The following is a 22,222-nucleotide window of genomic DNA, read 5'->3' as shown; positions in this document are numbered from 1 at the left end:
AACCGGCGCCGCCGGCCTGGGGCCGGGGACGCGGGCCCGGGGCCGCGCCGCCGGAGGCGCGCACGGCGCCCCTGGCGCCGGGGGGAACGGGCCGGCCGCCGCGGCCATCGCCCGGGCCGGGAGCGCGCCCGCGGGAGTCCCTCTCGTCGTCGCGCCCGGTCACCGGTTCACCTGCCCGTGGTCGTGTCGGGGGTCCCCGAGGCGGGGGTGGAAGGGACGGCCGGAGTGCCCGAGGCCGGGGCGCCGGAGGCCGGCGGCGCCGGCGACCCCGAGGGCCCCTGGCCGGTCGGCTGGGCACCAGTGGGCGTCGCGGTGGGGCTGGGGGGCGCCGGCGGGGCGGTGGCCGGCGTCGGGCTGCCCTGCACCTTGCCGGTCGGGGTGAGGAACGCCGGGGCGCCGCCGGGCACCATGCCCATCTGCTGCGCCCGCTGCTCCAGCGCGCCGGGCGCGGACAGGCCGTCGACCTCCTGCTGCAGCTGCTGCTGCTCGTCGGTGTAGCCGTTGGTCTCCTTCTGCAGCTTGTTCAGCTCGAACGAGTCCTGGTTGACCGCCGAGTTGAGCAGCAGAAGCGAGATGAGGCCCCCCGCGAGCAGCGTCACGACGAGAACGACGAACGGCGTGCGCGCCGCGGTTGCACCCCGGCCCCGCGGCGACCCGCGCCGCCCGGCCTGCGCCCCGATCACCGGATGTCCTCCCTGATGCGTTCCGCGCCGCGCAGCCTGGCCGGCGCCGCGCGCCGGTTCTCCGCGACCTCGTCCTCGGTGGGCAGTTCCGCGCCGCGCGTGAGCAGGGCCAGACGCGGCTGGTACTGCTCGGGCACCACCGGCAGCCCGGGCGGCGCGGTGTTCGCCGCGCCGGCCGCGAAGACCTGCTTGACCAGCCGGTCCTCCAGCGAGTGGTACGACAGCACGGCGATCCGGCCGCCGACGGCCAGCGAGGCCACCGCCGCCGGGATGGCCCGCTCCAGCACCGCCAGCTCGCCGTTGACCTCGATCCGCAGCGCCTGGAAGGTGCGCTTGGCGGGGTTGCCGCCGGTGCGCTTGGCGGCCTGCGGCAGGGCGTCGCGGATCAGCTCGACCAGCCGGGCGCTGGTGGTGAACGGCTCGCGCTCCCGCTCCCTGACGATCGCGTCGACGATCTTGCGGGCGAACTTCTCCTCGCCGTAGGAGCGCAGGATGCGCACCAGGTCGCCGGGCGGATAGGTGTTGAGCACCTCGGCGGCGCTGATCCCGGCCGACTGGTTCATCCGCATGTCCAGCGGCGCGTCCTGGGCGTAGGCGAAGCCGCGGTCGGCCTCGTCGAGCTGCATGGAGGACACCCCGAGGTCGAACAGGACGCCCTGCACGCGCGGGATCCCCAGCCGCTCCAGCACCTCGGGCACCTCGTCGTACACCGCGTGGACCAGCGTGGCCCGGTCGCCGAACGGCGCGAGCCGTTCCCCGGCGAGCTTGAGCGCGGCCGGGTCGCGGTCGACCGCGACCAGCCGCGCGGCGGGGAAGGTGCGCAGCAGCGCCTCGCTGTGGCCGCCCAGGCCGAGGGTGGCGTCCACCACGACCGCGCCGGGCTCGGCGAGCGCGGGCGCCAGCAGGTCGAGGCAGCGCTGCAGCATCACCGGGACGTGCCGCGGCTGGCCGGGGGGCGTGGCGGACGGGTCGTTCATGGGGCCCTGTTTTCCTGTCGGGACTGCGGCACCCGCCGCCGGGCGCGAAGGCCGGGTACGGCGCCGGGTGCCGGGACGTAGAACCGGGTCCCCGCCCGCTCGTGGAAGGCGCTCCCCTGGCACCGGGGAAGTGGTGCCAGCGGAGCGGGGAGCGGGAGGAGGCCGGGCCGTACGTCCGCGCGGGTGGTACGGAGTGGTGCGCGGTGGGGTGCGCGGCGGTGCGGGCCGCGCTCACAGTAATCCGGGCGGAACCTCCTGTGACAGGGCCGAAAAGGTGTCTTCCTGCGCGGCCAGATAGCGTTCCCAGGTGTCCGCCGCCCAGATCTCCACCCGGGTGTTCGCACCGATCACGGCGCAGTCGCGGACCAGGCCCGCGTACTCGCGCAGCGGCTGCGGCACGGTCACCCGGCCCTGCTTGTCGGGGACCTCGTCGTGCGCGCCGGCGAACAGCACGCGCAGGTAGTCCCGAGCGGCCTTGGAGGTCAGCGGAGCCGACGACAGCTGCTCGGTGGCGGCGGTGAACCCGGCGACCGGCCACACGCACAGGCAGCGCTCCTGCCCGCGGGTGATCACCAGGCCGTCGGCGAACGCCTCGCGGAACCGCGCGGGCAGCACCAGCCGGTTCTTGTCGTCCAGCCGCGGTGTGTACGTCCCGAGGAACATCACACCTCCCGCAGACGGCACCACTTCGCGCCACTTTACTCCACCCCGCTCCACGGGCAACGCTGCCGCGACCCGCCGGGCGCGCCCCTGCTCCGGGCACCGGCTCGCGATAACGTCATAGACATGTCGATACATGCCAGCAGTCCGGCCGAGCAGTCCGCGCGGTCCGACCACTCCACCGCCACCGAGTCCGTCACCGACCGGCTCGTCGAGGCCAACCAGCGCTACGCGGCCGAGTTCCACGACCCGGGGATGGGCGCCGCGCCCGTGCTGCGGGTGGCCGTCGTCGCGTGCATGGACGCCCGCATCGACCTGCACAAGGCGCTCGGCCTGCAACTGGGTGACTGCCACACCATCCGCAACGCCGGTGGCGTGGTCACCGACGACACCATCCGCTCCCTGACCATCAGCCAGCGCGCCCTGGGCACCCGCTCCATCGTCCTCATCCACCACACCAACTGCGGGATGCAGACCATCACCGAGGACTTCAGGGGCGAGCTCGAGGCCGAGGTGGGGCAGCGTCCGACCTGGTCGGTGGAGGCGTTCACCGATGTCGACCAGGACGTCCGGCAGTCCATGGCCCGGGTACGCACCTCCCCGTTCCTGGCCCACACCGACGACGTGCGAGGCTTCGTGTTCGACGTCCACACCGGCCTGCTGCGGGAAATCACGAACAAGTAACGGCAGTCGAGTGACGTGGGCGGTCCCGTAAGGGAAGAATGCATGGTGCGGCACGTCTCGCCCGAAGCGAGCGTTGCGCATTCGGGGAGGGCCGGTCCGGTATGACCGCGACCCTGCGGTCCCTAGGAACAGGCCGAGGAGTACCGGGTGACGACCTTTGACGCACGAGCAAGCCTGAGCGATCTGACCGCGACCGCGGACCGGGTGCGCCGCAGCGTGGAGAACGTGATCGAGGGCAAGCCCGAGGTCGTACGCATCGCACTGACCGTGTTGCTCGCCGAGGGGCACCTGCTGATCGAGGACGTGCCGGGCGTCGGTAAGACGATGCTGTCCAAGGCCCTGGCACGTTCGATCGACTGCACGGTGCGGCGTATCCAGTTCACGCCCGACCTGCTGCCGTCCGACATCACCGGTGTCAGCGTCTTCGACCAGCAGCAGCGGGACTTCGAGTTCAAGCCGGGCGCGATCTTCGCGCAGATCGTGGTGGGCGACGAGATCAACAGGGCGTCGCCCAAGACCCAGTCCGCGCTCCTGGAGTCCATGGAGGAGCGCCAGGTCACCATCGACGGCACCACCTACGAGCTGCCGAGCCCGTTCATGGTGATCGCCACCCAGAACCCGGTGGAGATGGAGGGCACCTACCCGCTGCCGGAGGCCCAGCGCGACCGCTTCACCGCCCGGGTGTCCGTCGGGTACCCCAGCCCCGAGGCCGAGTTGAAGATGCTCGACGTCCACGGCGGGGTCTCGCCGCTGGACGACCTGCAGCCGGTCGCGCACGCGCACGAGATCGTCAAGCTGATCGAGGCGGTCCGCCAGGTGCACGTCTCCGACCCGGTCCGCCGCTACGCGGTCACCCTGGTCGGCGCCACCCGCAACCACGCGGACCTCAGGCTCGGCGCCTCGCCGCGGGCCACCCTGCACCTGATCAGGGCGGCGCGCGCCTCGGCGGCGCTGGACGGCCGCGACTACGTGCTGCCCGACGACGTGCAGTCGCTGGCGCAGGCCGTGCTCGCCCACCGCCTGCTGCCGACCGCGCAGGCGCAGCTGAACCGGCGGACGCCCGAGCAGGTCGTCGCCGAGATCGTCCAGCGGGTGCCGGTGCCCAGCCCGCAGCCCGGCGCGGGGTCCGGCGCTCCCGCCGGCGGCTGGCCGGCCCAGCCCGCCTCCCGCCCGCAGCCCGGCACGCGGGGCCTGTGATGTCGGCGCCCCTGCCGCCGCCCCCGGGCGGCCCGCAGCCGGGTGCTCCCACATCCGGCGGGGCCCAGCAGGGCGGCGGGCTGCGCTCGGCGTTCGGCGGGCTCACCACCCGCGGCCGCTCGTTCGTGGCCGCGGGGCTGGCCGCCGCGGTGTGCGCCTACGTGCTGGGCCAGTCCGACCTGCTGCGGGTGGGGCTGCTGCTCGCGGTGCTGCCGCTGGTGTGCGTCGCGGTGCTGTACCGCACCCGCTACCGGGTGGCCGGCAGCCGCCGGCTGGCGCCGTCGCGGGTGCCGGCGATGTCCGAGGCCCGGGTCCACCTGCGGATCGACAACGTCTCCCGGATCCCCTCCGGCCTGCTGATGCTGCAGGACCGGGTGCCGTACGTGCTCGGGCCCCGCCCGCGGTTCGTGCTGGACCGGGTGGAGCCGGGCGGCCACCGCGAGGTGTCCTACCGGGTCCGCTCCGACCTGCGCGGCCGCTACCCGCTGGGACCGCTGCAACTGCGGCTGACCGATCCGTTCGGGATGGTCGAGCTGACCCGCTCGTTCAGCGCGTACGACACGCTCACCGTGGTGCCGCGGGTCGAGCCGCTGCCCCCGGTCCGGCTGGCCGGGGAGTCGTCCGGGTACGGCGAGAGCCGCACCCGGGCGCTGGCCCTGGCCGGCGACGACGACGTGATCCCGCGCGGCTACCGGCACGGCGACGACCTGCGCCGGGTGCACTGGCGCTCCACCGCCAAGTACGGCGAGCTGATGGTGCGGCGCGAGGAGCAGCCCAACCGGGCCCGCTGCACGGTGCTGCTGGACACCCGGCAGGGCGCCTACTTCGGCGCCGGCCCGGACTCGGCGTTCGAGTGGGCGGTCTCCGGCGCCGCCTCGGTCGCCACCCACATGCTGGAGCGCGGCTTCGCGGTGCGCCTGCTCACCGACACCGGCAGCAGCGTGCCGGGCCCCGAGGGCGGCGGTGGTTTCAGCGGCGACTCCTCGGACATGGCCGGGCTGCTGCTGGACACCCTGGCCGTCGTCGAGCACTCCGACGGCGAGGACCTGTCGGCCGCCTACGAGGCGCTGCGCAGCGGCACCGAGGGCCTGCTGGTGGCGTTCCTCGGCGACATCTACGAGGAGCAGGCGACCATACTGGGCCGGATGCGCCAACGGGCCGGCGGCGCGGTGGCGTTCGTGCTGGACAGCGACGACTGGCTGACCCGGGAGGCGGCCGGCCGCTTCGACGTGCCGGAGGCCGCCCTCACCGACCCCGAGGACCCGGACACCACCGAGCACGCGGTGCAGATGCTCCGCGAGGCCGGATGGACGGTCGTGGCGGTGCGGCCCGGGCAGCCGCTGCCGGAACTGTGGCGGCAGGCGGACCGCTACCGGTCCGGCGAGGAGTCTGCGGGCGAGCGGCGCGAAGCGGGGGCGAGGCCATGAGCGGCCGGGCACGTCTGACGGTCTTCGGGGCGCTCGCCTCGATGATGGCCGCGGCGGCGCTGCTGCCGCTGACCGCCACCAGCGGCTGGCTCCTGCGGGCGCTGCTGTACGTGTCCCTGCAGGCCGGCGTCGGCGCCGTGGCCCGGCGCATCCCGCTGGCCAGGCCGCTGACCGTGCTGGTGCAGGCGCTGGTCTCGTTCATCGTGCTGACCATGACGTTCGCGCCGCACCAGACGCTGGGCGGCATCGTCCCCGGCCCGGCGGCCGTCCGCGAGCTGGGCCAGGTGCTGCAGGGCGGGCTCGACGACGTCGGCAACTTCGCCATCCCCGCCCCCGTCACGCCGGGCATCCGGCTGCTGCTGATCGGCGGGACGCTGGTGGTCGCGCTGGCGGTCGACGCGATCGCCGTGACCTACAACAGCGCGGCCCCGGCGGGACTGCCGCTGCTGGCGCTGTACTCGGTCGCCGCCGGCCTGGACGACGGCGGGGGCGCCTGGCCGTACTTCATGATCGCCGCCGCCGGCTACCTGCTGCTGCTCCTGGCCGAGGGCCGGGACCGCCTGTCGCGCTGGGGCCGGGTGTTCGGCGGCAGTCCGGCGCCGGGCGGCTGGGCCGGGCCCGCGGCGGCGGGCGGCTCGGCCACCGCACCGGTGCGCACCGGGCGGCGGATCGGGGCGATGGCCCTGGGCATCGCGCTGATCGCGCCGGCCGTGCTGCCCGCGCTGGGCAACGGCCTGCTCGACCCCACCCGCCACGGCGGGGGTTCGGGCGGCGGGGGCGGCCGCGGATCCGGCTCGGTCAACCTGGTCGCCGCGCTCCAGGACAACCTCAACCAGCCCGACAACCGCGAGGTGCTCAGCTACCGCACCGACTCCACCGACCTGCCGGGGATGTACCTGCGGATCGCGGCCCTGGACAAGTTCGACGGCAAGGAGTGGACGCCCTCCGACCGCCCGGTCGAGGACATCCCGCCGCAGCTGCCGCAGCCGCAGGGCATGGCGTCGGACGTGAAGTTCAAGCCGGTCACCACCGAGGTGCAGGTCGACTCCGGCTACAGCCAGGGGCTGCTGCCGATGCCGTTCCCCGCGCTGAACGTCCAGGCGCCGGGCAACTGGAAGTTCCAGCCCGAGGGCCGGATGGTGATCGGGCAGCACGGCCAGACCACCTCCGAGGTGCGCTACTCGGTGACGAGCATGCAGGTCATGCCGACCGCCGCGCAGCTGGCGGCGGCGCCCCAGGCGACCGGCCGGATCGCCGACGAGTACACCCAGGTGCCCAAGTCGCTGCCGCCGGTGGTCGCGCAGACCGCGCTCAGCGTCACGAAGAACGCCACCAACGACTACGAGCGGGCGCTGGACCTCCAGCGGTTCTTCACGTCCGGCGACTTCGTCTACAACACCGAGGCCAAGGCCGGGACCGGCGTCGACGCGATCGCCCGCTTCCTGCAGACGAAGGAGGGCTTCTGCGTCCACTTCGCCTTCACCATGGCGGCGATGGCCCGCACCCTGCACATCCCGGCCAGGGTCGCGATCGGGTTCACGCCCGGCTCCCAGGGCGCGGACGGCAAGATGACGGTCGGGCTCAAGGACGCGCACGCCTGGCCGGAGCTGTACTTCGAGGGTGTGGGCTGGACGCGGTTCGAGCCGACGCCGTACCGCGGCTCGGCACCGGCCTACACCGCGTCGAACACGCCGACCGGCGGCGACAGCACGACGGACACCGCACCCCACGGCAGCACCACCGCCCCCGCGGCGCAGCCGTCGCAGACCGACAGCTGCGCCCCCGACCACCGCGCACAGGCCGACTGCACGCTGCCCTCCGCGGCGGCCGGCGGCGGCTCGGGCGGCAACGCGGGACAGATCGCGCTGTACGCGGTGCTGGCCCTGCTGGTGGTCAGCATCCCGATCACGCCGCTGCTGTGGCGCAGCAGGCTGCGGGCCAGGCGGCTCGGCGGCGGCCGCGGCAAGGCCGACGGGCTGACGCTGTCCGCATGGCGCGAGCTGATGGACACCGGCTGGGACTACGGGATCCTCCCCGACGAGTCGGAGACCCCGCGCCGGGCGACGGCCCGGCTGGTGGAGGAGGGCCGGCTCACCGGCGAGGCGGCCACGGCGGCCGCGGCGCTGGCCGGCGCGGTGGAGCGGACGCTGTACGCGCCCAACCCGCGGCCGACGCCCGGGCTGGCCGCGGAGGTGCACCGGGTCCGCAAGGGGCTCCATGCGTCGGCCTCCCGCGGCACCCGGCTGCGGGCGCTGCTGCTGCCGCGCTCCTCGGCCCGTATGGTCTGGGCGGTCTCGGCCCGCTGGAACGGGTTCACCCAGCGCGTCTCCACCCGGTTCGGGCGCCTCAGCGCCCCGCTCCGGCGCCGCAGCACCGCGTCGTCCTGACGGGCCCCCGCGTCCGTACGGCCCGCGCGTCCTGACCGAGGCCCCGCGTCCTGACCGGGCGCGGGGCCTCGGTCGCGCAGCCCCACGCCGACCGGACGGCGGCCGGGGCGCCGCGGGGCACAGGGCCGGCAGCGCCTCGGCCCTCGTGGGCCCTCGCCCGTCGCGGGCGAGACCCGCGACGGGGCCCAGGACAGGCGGTACGAGGCCCAGGACACCCCGTACGGCACGCGAAAGGGCCCGCCTGTGCAGGCGGGCCCTTTCGGGGTCTTTCAACGGTCCGAGGGCAGGGATCCGCGCGAAGGCTCCCGGCGGGAGCTCAGGCGGTCACTGGCCCTGCTCGTCGCGGCGGCGCTGCCACCGCTCCTCGATGCGGTCCATCACCTTGCCGCGGCGCGGCGGGTGCGGGTGGCCGCGGCGTCCGATACGGCCGCGTCCAGGCGCGGCCGGCGGCTGCTCTCCCGGGCGGGAGGCCCGGCGCCAGCCGGTGACCGCCAGCACCGCGCAGGCCAGCATGACCAGGAATCCGACGACGCTCACCCAGGTCTGCTTGGCGACCATGCCGCCCATGAGCAGGCCGATCCCGATGAGGAAGCCCGCGACCGACAGGTACACGCGGCGGCGGGTGAACGTGCGCAGGCCGCTTCCCTCGAGCGCAGACGCGAACTTGGGATCTTCGGCGTACAGCGCCCGTTCCATCTGCTCGAGCATGCGCTGCTCATGCTCCGAGAGCGGCACGGCGACCTCCTACTCGTCGGTCGCGCGAGACGACCGGTCCGACCCTTTCAGGATAGGCAGGGAATCGCCCCGGTGAAACCCGCCCCACTGCGCCTTGTCCGACGGGGCTGTCCTTCCCCGTCCGCCCTTACGTCATGCCAGCATACGGTCACGAATGCGGCTGTGGGCGGCGTGTGACGGACTCCCCTCCGGCGGGTCTCCCGGGGCCCGCCCGCGGGCGCAACCGGAGCGGGCGGCCGGACGGCCGCGTCCACCCGTTCGGCCCTGGTTCAGCCGCGTTCGGCGAGCACGTGCAGCTGCGTCGCGACGGCGTGGAAACCGGGCTCCTCGGCGGCCGCCAGCTCCAGCCGGAGCAGCGCGTCCAGGGCGCCCGGCTCGGTGTCCACCAGCACACCGGGCACGAGGTCGGAGAACACCCGCACGCCGTGCACGGCGGTGGCCCGCAGGCCGGCGTCGCCGACCAGCGCGGTCAGCTCCTCCGCGGTGAAGCGGTGCGGCAGCGAGTCCCCGGCGCCCCACCGCCCGTCGGGGTCGGTCAGCGCGTACTGGGCCTCGGCGAAGTGCCCGGCCAGGGCGCGGGCCAGCACCGCGCCGCCGCGGCCGGCCGCGAGCAGGCTCAGCGCGCCGTCGGGGCGCAGCGTCCCCGCCACGTTCCGCAGCTCCTCGCCGGGGTAGTCGACGTACTCCAGCACGCCGTGGCACAGCACCACGTCGTACCCGCCGGCCGGGACGGTGCCGAGCAGGCCGTGGGTGTCGCCCTGCACGCCGGTGACCCGGTCGGTCACGCCGGCCTCGGCGGCCCGCCGCTCCAGGGCGAACAGCGCGTCCGGGCTGGGGTCGACGACGGTGACGCGGTGGCCGAGCCGGGCGACGGGCACGGCGAAGTTCCCGGTGCCGCCGCCGGTGTCCAGGACGTCGAGCACCGGGCGGTCCGCGGCTTTGGCCCGCCGTTCCAGCGCGCCGCGCAGGACCTCCCACACCACGGCGGTACGGAGGCTGGCACGGGGGCGGATCGGGTCCACCCCTCCTTCACGGGACATGGCGGGCGGCTCTCCTCGCGGACGGCGTACGGCTGGGCACAACGGTCGGCTCCAACTCTAGGGCCTGCCGCGCGCGGGACCGGGGCAAGGTGCGGCCCAGGTCAGCCCGGGGCCGCACGTCACCGCCCGGGGCCGCACCTCACCGCCCGGGGCGCGGTCAGCCCGCCGCGGGAGGCACCGCGCCCGCCGGGGGCTCGTTCTGGAAGGCCGGGCGCAGCAGCAGCATCCGCTCGACCAGGCGCAGGAACATCGACACCGCCCGGATCAGGTCGTCCGCGTCCCGCGGGCCTGCGGCGCCGGCTATGCCGGCCTCGGCGCGGGCCCGGCGTTCGGCGCCGGCGGCGAACAGCGCGCTCCACTCCGCCAGTTCGGGGGCTATCTCCGGCAGCACCTCCCACACGCTGCGGATCCGGCGGCGGCGCCGGCCGGTGTCCTCGGGGCGGCCGCGCACGGCGAGGACGGCCGCCGCGGTGCGCAGCGCGGCGAGGTGGGCGGTGGCGTAGCGCTCGTGCGGAGCCTGCAGCGCCGCGGCCTCCTCGAGGCCGACGTGCGCCTGGGTGAGCAGGTCGAGGGCGGCGGGCGACGCGGCGGCGCGGCGCAGCACGGGGTGGATGTCGCTGACGGGACTTGCCATGACGGGCCTCCTGTCTCCGTACGCCCATAGTGGGGCCGACCACTGACAATCGCCCTGACCTGCGCAAACGCCCCACGGGTCGCGGATGGTGCGTACGGGCACGGGTTCGGGCGGCAGAATCGGGTCCATGACCACCGCACGTCGCGAGGCCACCCGGCGCAAGCTCTACGAGGCCGCCGTCACCCTCATCGCCGAACAGGGCTTCTCCGCCACCACGGTCGACGAGATCGCCGAACGGGCGGGCGTCGCCAAGGGGACCGTCTACTACAACTTCGCCAGCAAGAACGATCTGTTCGAGGAGCTGCTCCGGCACGGCGTCGGGCGGCTCACGGTGTCCCTGCGCCGGGCCGAGGAGGAGACCGCGGCGGGCGGCGGCAGCCGGGTGGACGCGCTGGACGCGATGATCCGGGCGGGGCTGACGTTCATCGTCCGCAACCCGTCCTTCACGCAGCTGTACGTGGCGGAGCTGTGGCGCACCAACCGCACCTGGCAGGACACGCTGATGACGGTCCGCCAGGAGGCGGTGGCCGTCGTGGAGCAGGTGCTGGGCGAGGCCGTGAAGGCGGGCGAGGTGAGCCCGGAGACGGATGTGCCGCTGACCGCGTCCGCGCTGTTCGGCATGGTGCTGGTCGCCGCCCTGGACTGGCAGGCGTTCCAGCCGGAGCGCAGCCTCGACGAGGTGCACGCGGCGCTGTCGCTGCTGCTGCAGGGCCGGGTCGGCGGTGGCGCGGGCGCGGCCGCCCGCACCTGAGCGCTGCAGGCGCCCGAGAGTGCTGCTCCGGCCCGGCCCGGCCCGATGACCGCCCGGCCGGCCCGGAGCAACGCTTCCCCCGTACAACCCCCGTTCGCGAACGCGCCCCGGTGAACCGCCGCCCCGTGTCGGCGGTGCTGGCCGTCGGCCCGTCCGCCCTACCACTCTCCCTGTTTGCGCAGGTCGCGCCCATCCGTGCGGGTACTCAACCCTGCGCCTAGGTACGGATACTCAGCCATGGGCACCTTGCCGGACACCCAGGGCCTAGGGTGCAGCCATGTCCGTCCTCCCCCTCGTGTTCACCAGTGGCTGGGCCAGCGGCATCAACGCGTATGCGGTCGTGCTGCTGATGGGGCTGCTGGGGGCGACGGGGGTGAGCGACGAGGTGCCGCCGTCGCTGGAGCGCACCGACGTACTGGTGGCCGCCGCCGTGCTGTTCCTGTGCGAGGTGGTCGCCGACAAGATCCCGTACGTCGACTCGGTGTGGGACGTGGTGCACACCTTCGTCCGGCCGGTGGCCGGCGCGGTGGTGGCGGCCCTGCTGGCCGGGCACCAGGGGTCGCTGCCGGAGCTGGCGGCGGGCGCGATCGGCGGGTCGACGGCGCTGGCCAGCCATCTGGTGAAGGCCGGCACCAGGATGGCGGTCAACACCTCGCCCGAGCCGGTGAGCAACATCGTGCTGAGCACCGTGGAGGACCTGGGCGTCGCCGCGATCGTCGTGCTCGCCCTCTTCCACCCGGTGGTGGCCGCGGCCCTCGCCGCGACGCTGCTGGTGCTGGGGCTGGCCGCGGTGGTCTTCCTGTTCTCGCGGATCCGCCGCTTCCACCGCCGCAGGAAGGAGCGCCGCCGCACGGGCGGCGGCTCGCGGGGCGGCTGGCGGGGCGGCGGCGCGGGCCCGGACGGCAGCGGCGCCACCAGGGCCCCGGCGGCCACCTGACCGCACGCCCGCCGCTACAGTCCTGGCCATGGCACGGATTGCGGTGATCGGCGCGGGAACGGCGTCCATGGCGGCGGCGGCCCGGCTCGCCACCGGCGGCCACCAGGTGGTGCTGCACGAGCGGTCGGACACCTACGGCGGCGCGCTCGGGGTGTGCGCCCGGGACGGCTTCCGCTTCGACACCGGCCCCGGCCTGCTGCTGCTCCCGGCGGTGCAGCGGGACCTGTTCGTCAAGACCGGCCGGAAGTCCCTGGAGGACGTCGTCGGCCTGGAGCAGGTCGACCCGGCGGCCCGCCACATCGTGGCCGGCGGCACCGAGGTGACCCTGCCCAACGCGTCCCGCTCCGGCGTCGTCGAGGCGCTGGACGCGGCCTTCGGCACGGGCAGCGGGGAGCGCTGGAGCCAGGTCATGGTGCGGGCCCGCGAGGTGTGGGAGGTCACCCGCAGGCCCCTGCTGGAGGACGTGCTGCACGACCCCGCCGCCCAGGCCCGCGACCCCTACCCGGCCACCAGGCGCGGCCTGTTCCGGCGCGCCACGCCACCGACGCTGGCCGGCGTCGCCGCCGCGGAGCTCGGCGGCGGGGGCCTGGGGGCGCTGCTGGAGAGCTGGGCGCTCGCGTACGGGCTCGACCCGCGCACGGCGCCCGCCGCGGCGGCCGTCCTGCCGTACCTGGAGCAGACGTTCGGGGTCTGGTACGTGCGCGGCGGGATGCGCGCCTATGCGGAGGCGCTGTACGAGCGCTGCCGGGAGCGCCGGGTGGAGTTCCGCTTCGACTCGGCGGTGACCGGGCTGCTGCGGGAGGGCGGCCGGGCCGCGGGCGTCGTCCTCGCCGGCGGGAGCAGCGTTCCGGCCGACGTGGTGGTCGCCGGCGCCCCGCTGCCCGCGCTGTACGCCGACGGCGTGCTGCCGCCGGAGCAGGCGGGGGCCGGCCGGGACGCGGCGCCGTACCGGGGCCCGCTGGGCGAGCCGGGCCGCTGCACGGTGCATCTGGCGCTGCGCGGCGCCCGCCCGGCCGGCACGGTGCACCGCACGGTGGTGCACGCGGCGGACCGCGCGGCGGAGGCGGAGTGGGTGTTCGGGCCGCGGCGCGGACGGCCGCTGCCGCCGGCCGGAGCCCTGACGGTGACCGTGCTGCGCCCCGACGACCCGGCGACGCGGCCGGACGACGCGCACGAGGCGGTGACGCTGGTCGCGACCGTGCCCTGCCACGACCCCGGCGACCCCGGCGCCCCCGACGACGGCGTCCGCGGCCTGGACTGGGACGCGCCCGGGGCCGCGGCCGCGTTCGCCGAGCGGATGGTCGAGGCCGCCGAGGCGGCCGTGCCGGGCCTGCGGGAACGGGAGATGTGGCGGGAGGTCCGCACCCCCGCGGACACCGCGCGCGACACCGGTGCGCCCGGCGGCTCGGTGCCCGCCCCCGCGCTGGCGGGTGCCGGCGGCGCCCTGCTGCGGCCGGGCAACGTCCCCGCCGTGCCGGGCCTGTACCTGGTGGGCGGCTGGGCCCACCCGGGCGGCGGCCTGCCGCACGCGGGCATGTCAGGGGCGATCGTCGCGGACCTGATCGCGGGCGGCCCGGGCGGCAGCAGGTAGCGACGCGCTGCCGGACGCGTCACCCGCGGCAGCCCCCGCGGAACGGCCGCGCACCGCCCGTCCCTTCGCCTTCCTCAAGATCGTTAACCACCCGGCGGCGCGGTTCAACCCATCGGGCGGAAAAGCCCGTTGAGCCCTGCTGTGCCCGGCTTGCGCGGCCTAGCGTGAAAGCGGCCTGTGATCGCCGACCGGGAAGGCCCGACCGCCATGCCGCAGCCGTTCCAGCTCCCCCGCTTCTACGTGCCGTACCCAGCGCGCATCAACCCGCATCTGGAGCAGGCCAGGGAGCACACCAAGCGCTGGGCCCGCGCGATGAACATGCTGGAGGGGTCGGGCATCTGGGAGGAGGCCGACCTCGACGCGCACGACTACGCGCTGCTGTGCGCCTACACCCACCCCGACGCCTCGGGGCCCGAACTCGACCTGGTCACCGACTGGTACGTGTGGGTGTTCTTCTTCGACGACCACTTCCTCGACATCTTCAAGCGCAGCCGCGACATGGCCGGCGCCAGGGCGTATCTGGACCGGCTCCCGGCGTTCATGCCGGTCGACCCGGACCAGGAGGTGCCCGAGCCGGTCAACCAGGTCGAGGCGGGCCTGGCCGACCTGTGGGCCAGGACCGTGCCGTCGATGTCCGAGGGCTGGCGGCGGCGGTTCCACGAGAGCACCCGGCATCTGCTGGAGGAGTCGCTCTGGGAGCTGTCCAACATCAGCGCGGGGCGGGTCTCCAACCCGATCGAGTACATCGAGATGCGGCGCAAGGTCGGCGGCGCGCCCTGGTCGGCGAACCTGGTCGAGCACGCGGCCGGCGCCGAGGTCCCGGACGCCGTCGCGGCCGCGCGCCCGATGCGGGTGCTGCGCGACACGTTCGCCGACGGCGTCCACCTGCGCAACGACCTGTTCTCGTACCAGCGCGAGACCGAGGAGGAGGGCGAACTCGCCAACGCCGTCCTGGTGCTGGAGCGCTTCCTCGGGCTGAGCCCGCAGCAGGCCGCGGAACGCGTCAACGACCTGCTGACCTCGCGCCTCCAGCAGTTCGAGCACACCGCGGTCACCGAAGTGGAGCCGCTGTTCGCCGAGTTCGGCCTGGGGCCGCAGGAGCGGCTGGACGTCGCCGCGTACGTCAAGGGACTCCAGGACTGGCAGTCCGGCGGGCACGAGTGGCACCTGCGCTCCAGCCGCTACATGAACGGCGCGCAGGGCGGCGCCGGTTCGGCGCCCGCGCTGCCCGGCCCGTCCGGCCTGGGCACCTCCGCCGCGCAGATCCTGCTGTCGCTGGCCGCCACGATGCCGCAGCGCGCCCGGTCCTACGCGCACGCCCCGCACCGGCCCGCAGACGCCATGGCACTCCCCGAGATCCCGATGCCGTTCCCGCTCACGCTCAACCCGCACCTGGACGCCGCCCGCGCGCACAACCTCGGGTGGGCGCGGGAGACGGGCCTGCTCGGCCCCGAGCCCGGCTTCCCGGTGCCGGGCGGGCTGTGGAACGCCGGCAAGCTGGCGGACCAGGACCTGGCGCTGTGCGCGGCCGGCATCCATCCGGCCGCCGACGCCGAGCAGTTGGGCCTGACCACGGACTGGCTGGCCTGGGGCACCTACGGCGACGACTACTACCCGGTCGTCTTCGGCCGGGGCGCCGCGGGCCTGGCAGGCGCCAAGGCGGCCACCGAGCGCTTCCGGCTCTTCATGCCGCTGGACGGGGGCCCGGTGCCGCCGCCGCAGACCGCGCTGGAGCGGGGGCTGGACGACCTGTGGCGGCGCACCGCGGGGCGGATGGACGGCCCGTCGCGGCGCCGCTTCCGGACCGCGGTCGAGGAGATGTGCGACAGCTGGGTGTGGGAGGTGGCCAACCAGAAGCAGAACCGGGTGCCGGACCCGGTGGACTACATCGAGATGCGCCGCGCGACCTTCGGCTCCGGGCTGACGATGAGCCTGTCCAGGATCGGCCACGGCGACGTCCTGCCGGACGAGGTCTACCGCTCCCGCCCCGTGCGGGGCATGGAGCAGGCCGCCGCGGACTTCGCCTGCCTGCTCAACGACGTCTTCTCGTACCGCAAGGAGATCGAGTACGAGGGCGAGATCCACAACGCGGTCCTGGTGGTGCAGAACTTCCTGGACTGCGAGCCCCAGCAGGCGATGGACGTGGTCGCCGACCTGCTGGCGGCCAGGCTGGCCGAGTTCCGGCACATCACCGACGTCCAGCTGCCCGCCCTGTTCGAGGAGTTCGCGCTGGACGAGCGGGCCCGCGAGGTGCTGCTCGGCTATGTGCAGGAACTGCGCGACTGGATGGCGGGCATCGTCAACTGGCACCGGAACTCCGGGCGTTACACCGAGACCGCGCTGCGGCGGGACTTCCCCCGCGCCGCCGCGGCGGCGGCCGTCCGCCCCGCATGGACGGCCGCCCCGGCCGGCATGGGGACGGCGGCGGCCCGGCTGCCGGTCCGGCAGCCGTAGGGCCTCGGCCGGGGAATCAGTACCGGTAGGGGTCGTACGGGTCGGCGTAGTGATGCTGCTGCGCCGGCTGCTGCTGCTCGTACGGCGGCTGCTGCGGCTGCGGCGGGATGTACGGCTGCGCCTGCGGGTCGTAGCCGTACGCCGCGTACGGGTCGGCCGCGGGCTGCTGCTGGCCCGGGTAGGAGCCACCCGGCTGGTCGGGCTGCGGGGAGGGCGGCTGCGGCGTCCAGTCCCCCGTGCCGTGCTGGCCGTAACCTCCGTCGCCGTAGCCGCCGTAGCCCTGGTCGTAGGAGGCGGCGGCGGGCTGCTGGTAGCCGCCCTGGCCGTAGTCCTGCTCGGCGCCCCAGCCGCCGGACGGGTCGTAGCCGCCGCCGTGACCGCCCTGGTAGGAACCGGAGTCGTAGGAGGCGCCGGCCGCGGCCGGCGGCGGCGCGCCGCCGCCCCAGCCGTCGTAGCCCTGGGCGCCGTACCCCTCGTAGCCGCCGCTGGTGTACGGGTCGGCGGTGTACGAGGGCGGGCCGTCGTACTGCGGGTACTCGCCGCTGTCGTCGTGCATCGGGACGGGCTGGTAGATCTGCGTGTGCTGGTCCTGCTCGCCGGTCAGCACGTCCTGCCCCGCGGGGCCGGCCGCCTCGTGGGACGGCTCGACCGGGGTGACCTCCAGGACCGGGTCGGCGACGCGCGCTCCGGCGCCCCTGCGGCGGCGGCTGGAGCCGGGACGCCCGCCGAGCGCCCAGCCGGTGGAGAAGCCGCGCTTGTAGGACAGGGTGACGAAGGTCTGCCCGGTGCCGAACGCGACCGCGCCCAGCAGGATCAGGACGATCTGGCGCTCGTAGACGCCGGCGGCCACGCCGAGGAAGCCGGTGAAGGCGAGCAGCCGCCAGCGCAACCGCGCCTTGTACTGCAGCAGCACTTCGCCGAGCAGCCACAGTGCGACGATGCCGAACGCGACGTAGAGCATGGAGTAGCCCACGTGCTGCTCACCTCCTCGCCCCTAGGGTGTCACGCGGCCCGCTGGTGGAGTCCGAGGTTCTCGTAGATCTCCAGCGATGCGGTGGAGTGGTTAAGAGTAATGAAGTGCAGCCCGGGAATGTCCTCGGCCATCAGACGCCGGCACATCTCGGTGGTGAACTCGATGCCGATCTCGCGCACCGCGGCCGGGTCGTCCTGCACCGCGAGGATGCGATCGGCCAGCTCGGGCGGGAAGGGCGCGTTGCCGAGCTGGGAGAACCGCTCGATCTGCCGGACGTTGGTCACCGGCATCACCTCGGGGATGATCGGGACGGTGCAGCCGGCCGCGTCGACCCGGTCGCGCAGCCGCAGGTACGCGTCCGCGTCGAAGAACATCTGGGTGATGGCGAAGTCCGCGCCGGCCCGGCACTTCTCGATGAAGTGGCGGGTGTCCTCGGCCGGGTCGGTGGACCGCGGGTGCATCTCGGTGAACGCCGCGACGCCCACGCAGAAGTCGCCGGACTCCTTGATCAGCCGGACCAGCTCGGCGGCGTAGGTCAGGCCCTGCGGGTGCGGGACCCACTCCCCCATGGGGTCGCCCGGCGGGTCGCCGCGGACGGCCAGCATGTTGCGGATCCCGGCGTCGGCGTACTGCCCGATGATGTTGCGCAGCTCGGCCACCGAGTGGTTGACGGCGGTCAGGTGCGCGCAGGGGGTGAGCGTGGTGTCGGAGACGATCCGGTCGGTGGCGCGGACCGTGCCCTCGCGTGAGGAGCCGCCGGCGCCGTAGGTCACCGACACGAAGGTCGGGCCCACCGCCTCGATCCGGCGGATCGCGTTCCACAGGGTCCGCTCGCCCTTCTCGGTCTTGGGCGCGGCGAACTCGAACGAGTACGAGCGCCCGCCGCCGGCGAGCAGCTCACGAATCGTGACCGCCCGGTCGGTGCGAGTGGATGAAGTCCCCAGAGCCATGTCTGCAGGCTAACCTCGGTCGGCGACCGTGGGTGACCGGGCGGGCCGATATGCCCGCCTCGGCCCGATTCCCGTCCACCTGGTGGACAATACGCGGCCCGCGGCCGGTCGGCAGGGCGGGCGGCGGGAACGCCTGGTGGCGGGCCTTAGGGCGGGTCAGGCCGCGGATCTGACCGCGGCGGCCAGCGCGGCGGTGGCGGCGGCCGGGTCGGCGGCCTCGGTGATCGCCCGGACCACCACGATCCGGCGGGCGCCGGCGTCCAGGACCTGGCCGACGTTGTCCAGGTCGATGCCGCCGATGGCGAACCAGGGGCGGGTGCCCAGGCCCGCGGCGTAGCGGACCAGGTCGAGGCCGGGCGCCGGGCGGCCGGGCTTGGTGGGGGTCGGCCACACCGGTCCGGTGCAGAAGTAGTCCGCGCCCACTTCGGCGGCGGCCGCGTCGACCTCCGGCTCTGCGTGGCAGGAGCGGCCGATCACCACCTCGTCGCCGAGCAGGGCGCGCGCGGCCGGCACCGGCAGGTCGCCCTGCCCCAGGTGCAGTACGTCCGCACCGGCCGCGTGCGCCACGTCGGCGCGGTCGTTGACCGCGAGGAGCCGCCCGTGCCGGCGGCAGGCGGCCGCCAGCACGGCGAGCGCGGCGAGTTCCTCGCGGGCTTCGATGCCCTTCTGGCGGAGCTGGATGACGTCCACACCGGCGCCGAGCACCGCGTCCGCGAACCGGGCGAGGTCGCCGCGTTCGGCGCGGGCGTCGGTGCACAGGTACAGACGGGCGTCGGCGAGCTGCTCGCGTGCCGTGGCGCTCATCGGGCTCCCCCCAGAAGGTCGGGCTACACGGCGAGCGCCTGCGCGCGGCGCTTCACCTCGGTCCCGCGATTCTCGCGCAGTGCCTGGACGGGGGTGCCGGGCAGGGTCGGGTCAGCGGTGAAGAGCCACTCCAGCGCCTCCTCGTCCGTGAAGCCGTCGTCCTTCAGGACGGTGAGGGTGCCCGTCAGGCCCTTGATGATCTTTCCGTCACCGATGAAGTCCCTGGGGACCATCAGCGCCTTGTTCTCACCGCGGCGGACCGCGATGAGCTGCCCTTCCTTGATCAGCGGCCGGATCCGGGTCACTTCGAGATCGAGACGCTCGGCGACCTCCGGCAGGGTGAGCCAGGAGGGGACCAGTGCGTCGATGTGTGCGTCAACCGACGAGAAAACAGTCACAGGCCCAGGGTGCCATCTTGCGCCGACAACCGCTGCGGCACACCGCCGAACCGCCCGCCGTCCGGGGGGCGGTCCCCCGGGGGCCCGCGCCGGCGTCAGCGCACCGCGGCCTTCAGCGGCACCGCCGGGTCCCCGGCCAGCACCGGGTCCAGCGCGGCCGAGGCGGCGATGAGCTTGCGGGCCTGCGCCATGTCGCGCGGGCGGCCCACCGCGAGGACCGCCACCAGCCGGCCCTCCCGCAGCCACACCACCGACCAGGCGGGCCCCGACGGGTCGCCGCGGCCCAGCATCAGGTCGGCCCCGTCGTGGTGCCCGGCGTACTGCACGAACCGGCCGAACTGCTCGGACCAGAAGTACGGCACCGGGTCGTAGGCGACGTCCCCGCCGAGCAGGTTGGCCGCCGCGGTCCGGGGGCCCTGCACGGCGTTGTCCCAGTGGTGGATGAGCATCCGCTCGCCGTAGCGGGCGGACGGGAAGGAGGCGCAGTCGCCGACCGCGTACACGTCGGGCGCGGTGGTGCGCAGCCGGTCGTCGGCCCGTACCGCGCCCCGCGCGTCCAGGACGACCTCCGAGCCGGCGAGCCAGCCGGTGGCCGGCCGGGCGCCGATCCCGACCACCACCGCGGCGGCCGGCAGCCTGCTGCCGTCGGCGAGCAGCACCGCGCCCGGCTCGACCGAGGCGACCGGCGTGCCGGTGCGCAGCTCGACGCCCGCCTCCTCGTACCAGCCGGTCATGGGCGCCGTCACGCTCGCCGGCAGCACTCCCGCCAGCGGCCGCTCGGCGGCCTCCACGACCGTCACCTCGCAGCCGGCCTGCCGGGCGGCGGTGGCGAACTCCGCGCCGATCCAGCCGGCGCCCACCACCACGACGCGCTGCTTGGCGTCCAGCACCGGGCGCAGCGCGGCGGCGTCGTCCAGGGTGCGCAGCGGGTACACGCCCGGCAGATCCGCGGTGCCGGGCAGCGCCGCCGCGTACGCGCCGGTCGCCAGCACCAGCCGGTCGTAGCCGACCGGCCCGGCGTCGGTGACGAGCCGGTGGTCCGCAGCCTCCAGCGCCTGCGCGTGGACGCCCAGGCGCAGTTCGACGCCGAGGGCGGCGAAGTCGACGTCGAACCGGACGTCGAGGAGCGCGTCGCCGCCGGTGGCGCCGAGCAGGACGGCCTTCGACAGGGGCGGGCGGTCGTAGGGGGCGTGCGGTTCGGCGCCGAGGATCGTCACCGGCGAACGCCAGCCCTGCTGGCGGAGTTCCAGGGCGGTCTGGACGCCGGCCATTCCCGCGCCGACGATCACCGCGTGCAGCTCTTTCACGAGATCACGGTAGCTCTCCGCCCGGCCGGCCCTCCCGACCCGCGCCGTTCCGCGCCTCCCCGCCCCCGTTCCGGGCCCGTTCGGGGCCGCGGCCCGCGGGGTAGGGTGGGTGCCGCACACGCGGGAGCCCGGGCGGACCGGGCTGAGAGGGCGGCTGGCCGGCCGCCGACCGTACGAACCTGATCCGGGTCATGCCGGCGAAGGGAGAGCGCGTTGACGCGCAGCCACACACCTTCATCCGCCCCGTCCGCCCCCACCGCCCCCACCGCCCCCGCTCCCGACGTCCTGGTCGTCGGCGGCGGCCTGATCGGGCTGGTCACCGCCTGGCGCGCCGCCCAACGCGGCCTGCGGACCGCAGTCGTGGACCCGGCACCCGGCGGCGGCGCCGCCCATGTGGCCGCCGGCATGCTCGCCGCGGTGACCGAGCTGCAGTACGGCGAGCAGACGCTGCTCGACCTCAACCTGGCCTCGGCGCAGCGCTATCCGGCGTTCGTCGGGGAGCTCGAGGAGCTCACCGGCCTGGACACCGGCTACCGCCGCTGCGGCACGCTCGCGGTCGCGCTGGACGCGGACGACCGCGCGCATCTGCGGGACCTGCACGCGTTCCAGACGTCGCTGGGCCTGGAGTCGCAGTGGCTGGGCGGCCGGGACTGCCGCCGGCTGGAACCGCTGCTCGCGCCGGGCGTGCGCGGCGGGCTGCGGGTGGACGGCGACCACCAGGTCGACCCGCGGCGGCTGGCCGCGGCCCTGCTGCGGGCGGCCGAGCGCACCGGCGTGGCCTTCGTCCGGGCGGCCGCGGCCCGGATCGGGACGGCCGCCGGCCGCGCGACGGGCGTGGTGCTCGACGACGGGACGGTGCTGGCGGCCGGGCGGACCGTGCTGGCCGCGGGCAGCGAGAGCGGCCGCATCGGCGGGCTGCCACCCGAACTGCTGCCGCCGGTACGCCCGGTCAAGGGGCAGATCCTGCGGCTGCGGATCCCCGCGGGCCACGCGCCGTTCCTGTCGCGCACGGTGCGCGCGGTGGTCCGCGGCAGCCATGTCTACCTGGTGCCGCGGGAGAACGGCGAGCTGGTCCTGGGCGCGACCAGCGAGGAGTTCGGCTGGGACACCACCGTCACCGCCGGCGGCGTCTACGAACTGCTCCGGGACGCCCACGAGTTGGTGCCGGGCATCACCGAACTCCCGCTCACCGAGATGCTGGCCGGGCTGCGGCCCGGCTCGCCGGACAACGCGCCGCTGCTCGGCGCCACCGCCGTGGACGGCCTGCTGCTGGCCACCGGCCACCACCGCAACGGGGTGCTGCTCACCCCGGTGACCGGCGACGCGATGGCCGAGGTGCTGACCTCTCCGGACGGCGGACTGCCGCCCTACGCGCGGGCGTTCGGCGCCCAGCGGTTCACCCCCGCACGGCAGGAGCAGCCGGCATGACGATCACCGTGCACGTCAACGGGGAGCCGCGGGCACTGGCCGCGCCGCTCGTCCTGCAGTCCCTGGTGGCCTCGCTCACCGCCGCTCCGTCCGGGGTGGCCGCCGCCGTCAACGAGACGGTCGTGCCGCGCGCCCGCTGGGCGGCGACCCCGCTGGCCGACGGCGACCGGGTGGAGATCCTCACCGCCGTGCAGGGAGGCTGACC

The 22,222-nt window shown here is 75.0% G+C and carries 21 protein-coding genes and 1 riboswitch; of the genes, 10 read left to right on the top strand and 11 right to left on the bottom strand.

Translation table 11 applies throughout. The annotated features are described in order from the left end of the window. Window positions 1-167 precede the first annotated feature (167 nt). From ACH4TG_RS02715 to mraZ, 3 genes are all read right to left on the bottom strand, one after another. Window positions 168-599 (bottom strand): cell division protein FtsL, encoded by a 432-nt coding sequence (locus tag ACH4TG_RS02715; protein WP_398240029.1) that lies wholly within the window; start codon window positions 597-599, stop codon window positions 168-170. An 80-nt stretch (window positions 600-679) separates the two neighbouring features. Continuing rightward, on the bottom strand, window positions 680-1,660 hold the full coding sequence (gene rsmH, locus ACH4TG_RS02710; protein WP_398240028.1) for a 16S rRNA (cytosine(1402)-N(4))-methyltransferase RsmH: 981 nt from the start codon (window positions 1,658-1,660) through the stop codon (window positions 680-682). Between the two features lie 231 nt (window positions 1,661-1,891). After that, window positions 1,892-2,323 (bottom strand): division/cell wall cluster transcriptional repressor MraZ, encoded by a 432-nt coding sequence (gene mraZ / locus ACH4TG_RS02705; RefSeq protein ID WP_398240027.1) that lies wholly within the window; start codon window positions 2,321-2,323, stop codon window positions 1,892-1,894. Between the two features lie 123 nt (window positions 2,324-2,446). On the opposite strand from mraZ, the gene ACH4TG_RS02700 reads away from it, so the two are divergent. From ACH4TG_RS02700 to ACH4TG_RS02685, 4 genes are all read left to right on the top strand, one after another. Next, window positions 2,447-3,004 (top strand): beta-class carbonic anhydrase, encoded by a 558-nt coding sequence (locus ACH4TG_RS02700; protein WP_398240026.1) that lies wholly within the window; start codon window positions 2,447-2,449, stop codon window positions 3,002-3,004. 147 nt (window positions 3,005-3,151) lie between these two features. Beyond that, on the top strand, window positions 3,152-4,201 hold the full coding sequence (locus ACH4TG_RS02695; protein ID WP_398240025.1) for an AAA family ATPase: 1,050 nt from the start codon (window positions 3,152-3,154) through the stop codon (window positions 4,199-4,201). Further along, window positions 4,201-5,628 carry a DUF58 domain-containing protein gene (locus tag ACH4TG_RS02690; RefSeq protein ID WP_398240023.1) on the top strand — a complete coding sequence of 476 codons (1,428 nt, stop codon included), beginning with the start codon at window positions 4,201-4,203 and terminating at the stop codon, window positions 5,626-5,628. The genes ACH4TG_RS02695 and ACH4TG_RS02690 overlap by 1 nt, the downstream gene beginning before the upstream one ends. After that, the gene (locus ACH4TG_RS02685; RefSeq protein ID WP_398240021.1) at window positions 5,625-8,015 is read left to right on the top strand and encodes a transglutaminaseTgpA domain-containing protein; all 2,391 of its coding nucleotides are present in this window, start codon (window positions 5,625-5,627) and stop codon (window positions 8,013-8,015) included. Before ACH4TG_RS02690 ends, ACH4TG_RS02685 begins: the two co-directional genes overlap by 4 nt. A gap of 324 nt (window positions 8,016-8,339) precedes the next feature. On the opposite strand, the gene ACH4TG_RS02680 is transcribed toward ACH4TG_RS02685, so the two are convergent. The 3 genes from ACH4TG_RS02680 to ACH4TG_RS02670 all read right to left on the bottom strand — a co-directional run bounded on the left by ACH4TG_RS02680 (window position 8,340) and on the right by ACH4TG_RS02670 (window position 10,424). Next, a complete protein-coding gene (locus ACH4TG_RS02680; protein WP_398240019.1) occupies window positions 8,340-8,750 on the bottom strand; it encodes a DUF3040 domain-containing protein in 411 nt (136 codons plus the stop codon). A 269-nt stretch (window positions 8,751-9,019) separates the two neighbouring features. Next, window positions 9,020-9,790, bottom strand: a complete 771-nt coding sequence (locus ACH4TG_RS02675; RefSeq protein ID WP_398240018.1) for a methyltransferase — start codon at window positions 9,788-9,790, stop codon at window positions 9,020-9,022. 157 nt (window positions 9,791-9,947) lie between these two features. Continuing rightward, window positions 9,948-10,424: an SAV_6107 family HEPN domain-containing protein gene (locus ACH4TG_RS02670; protein WP_398240016.1), complete on the bottom strand. Its 477-nt coding sequence runs from the start codon at window positions 10,422-10,424 to the stop codon at window positions 9,948-9,950. A 127-nt stretch (window positions 10,425-10,551) separates the two neighbouring features. On the opposite strand from ACH4TG_RS02670, the gene ACH4TG_RS02665 reads away from it, so the two are divergent. From ACH4TG_RS02665 to ACH4TG_RS02650, 4 genes are all read left to right on the top strand, one after another. Further along, window positions 10,552-11,175 carry a TetR/AcrR family transcriptional regulator gene (locus ACH4TG_RS02665; protein WP_398240015.1) on the top strand — a complete coding sequence of 208 codons (624 nt, stop codon included), beginning with the start codon at window positions 10,552-10,554 and terminating at the stop codon, window positions 11,173-11,175. A gap of 277 nt (window positions 11,176-11,452) precedes the next feature. Next, window positions 11,453-12,112, top strand: a complete 660-nt coding sequence (locus tag ACH4TG_RS02660; protein WP_398240014.1) for a DUF4126 domain-containing protein — start codon at window positions 11,453-11,455, stop codon at window positions 12,110-12,112. 28 nt (window positions 12,113-12,140) lie between these two features. Next, entirely contained in the window at window positions 12,141-13,703 is a 1,563-nt protein-coding gene (locus tag ACH4TG_RS02655) for a phytoene desaturase family protein (protein WP_398240013.1), read from the top strand. Window positions 13,704-13,910: 207 nt separating this feature from the next. Continuing rightward, the gene (locus tag ACH4TG_RS02650) at window positions 13,911-16,157 is read left to right on the top strand and encodes a germacradienol/geosmin synthase (RefSeq protein WP_398240012.1); all 2,247 of its coding nucleotides are present in this window, start codon (window positions 13,911-13,913) and stop codon (window positions 16,155-16,157) included. Window positions 16,158-16,173: 16 nt separating this feature from the next. Here the strand turns inward: ACH4TG_RS02650 and ACH4TG_RS02645 are convergent, their stop codons facing one another. The 5 genes from ACH4TG_RS02645 to ACH4TG_RS02625 form a co-directional block, all read right to left on the bottom strand. Next, the gene (locus tag ACH4TG_RS02645; protein WP_398240010.1) at window positions 16,174-17,130 is read right to left on the bottom strand and encodes a hypothetical protein; all 957 of its coding nucleotides are present in this window, start codon (window positions 17,128-17,130) and stop codon (window positions 16,174-16,176) included. 29 nt (window positions 17,131-17,159) lie between these two features. Continuing rightward, complete coding sequence (gene metF, locus ACH4TG_RS02640) at window positions 17,160-18,080, bottom strand: methylenetetrahydrofolate reductase [NAD(P)H] (RefSeq protein WP_398240008.1); 921 nt, start codon at window positions 18,078-18,080, stop codon at window positions 17,160-17,162. Between the two features lie 156 nt (window positions 18,081-18,236). Continuing rightward, window positions 18,237-18,884, bottom strand: coding sequence for a thiamine phosphate synthase (gene thiE, locus ACH4TG_RS02635; protein ID WP_398240006.1), 648 nt, complete (start codon window positions 18,882-18,884; stop codon window positions 18,237-18,239). A 23-nt stretch (window positions 18,885-18,907) separates the two neighbouring features. Then, the gene (locus tag ACH4TG_RS02630; protein ID WP_398240004.1) at window positions 18,908-19,282 is read right to left on the bottom strand and encodes an Rv2175c family DNA-binding protein; all 375 of its coding nucleotides are present in this window, start codon (window positions 19,280-19,282) and stop codon (window positions 18,908-18,910) included. A 95-nt stretch (window positions 19,283-19,377) separates the two neighbouring features. Next, the gene (locus ACH4TG_RS02625) at window positions 19,378-20,589 is read right to left on the bottom strand and encodes an NAD(P)/FAD-dependent oxidoreductase (protein ID WP_398240002.1); all 1,212 of its coding nucleotides are present in this window, start codon (window positions 20,587-20,589) and stop codon (window positions 19,378-19,380) included. A gap of 110 nt (window positions 20,590-20,699) precedes the next feature. Next, a riboswitch (TPP riboswitch) is annotated at window positions 20,700-20,812 on the top strand. Window positions 20,813-20,874: 62 nt separating this feature from the next. On the opposite strand from ACH4TG_RS02625, the gene thiO reads away from it, so the two are divergent. Further along, window positions 20,875-22,017: a glycine oxidase ThiO gene (gene thiO, locus ACH4TG_RS02620; protein WP_398240472.1), complete on the top strand. Its 1,143-nt coding sequence runs from the start codon at window positions 20,875-20,877 to the stop codon at window positions 22,015-22,017. Then, a complete protein-coding gene (gene thiS / locus ACH4TG_RS02615) occupies window positions 22,014-22,220 on the top strand; it encodes a sulfur carrier protein ThiS (RefSeq protein ID WP_398240000.1) in 207 nt (68 codons plus the stop codon). Before thiO ends, thiS begins: the two co-directional genes overlap by 4 nt. Window positions 22,221-22,222 lie beyond the last annotated feature (2 nt).

This window comes from Streptomyces sp. NPDC020917 (assembly GCF_044333795.1).
GTDB lineage: Bacteria > Actinomycetota > Actinomycetes > Streptomycetales > Streptomycetaceae > Actinacidiphila.
Note: the sequence above shows the minus strand (reverse complement) of the source record. Positions and strands in the feature narration are given on the sequence as shown.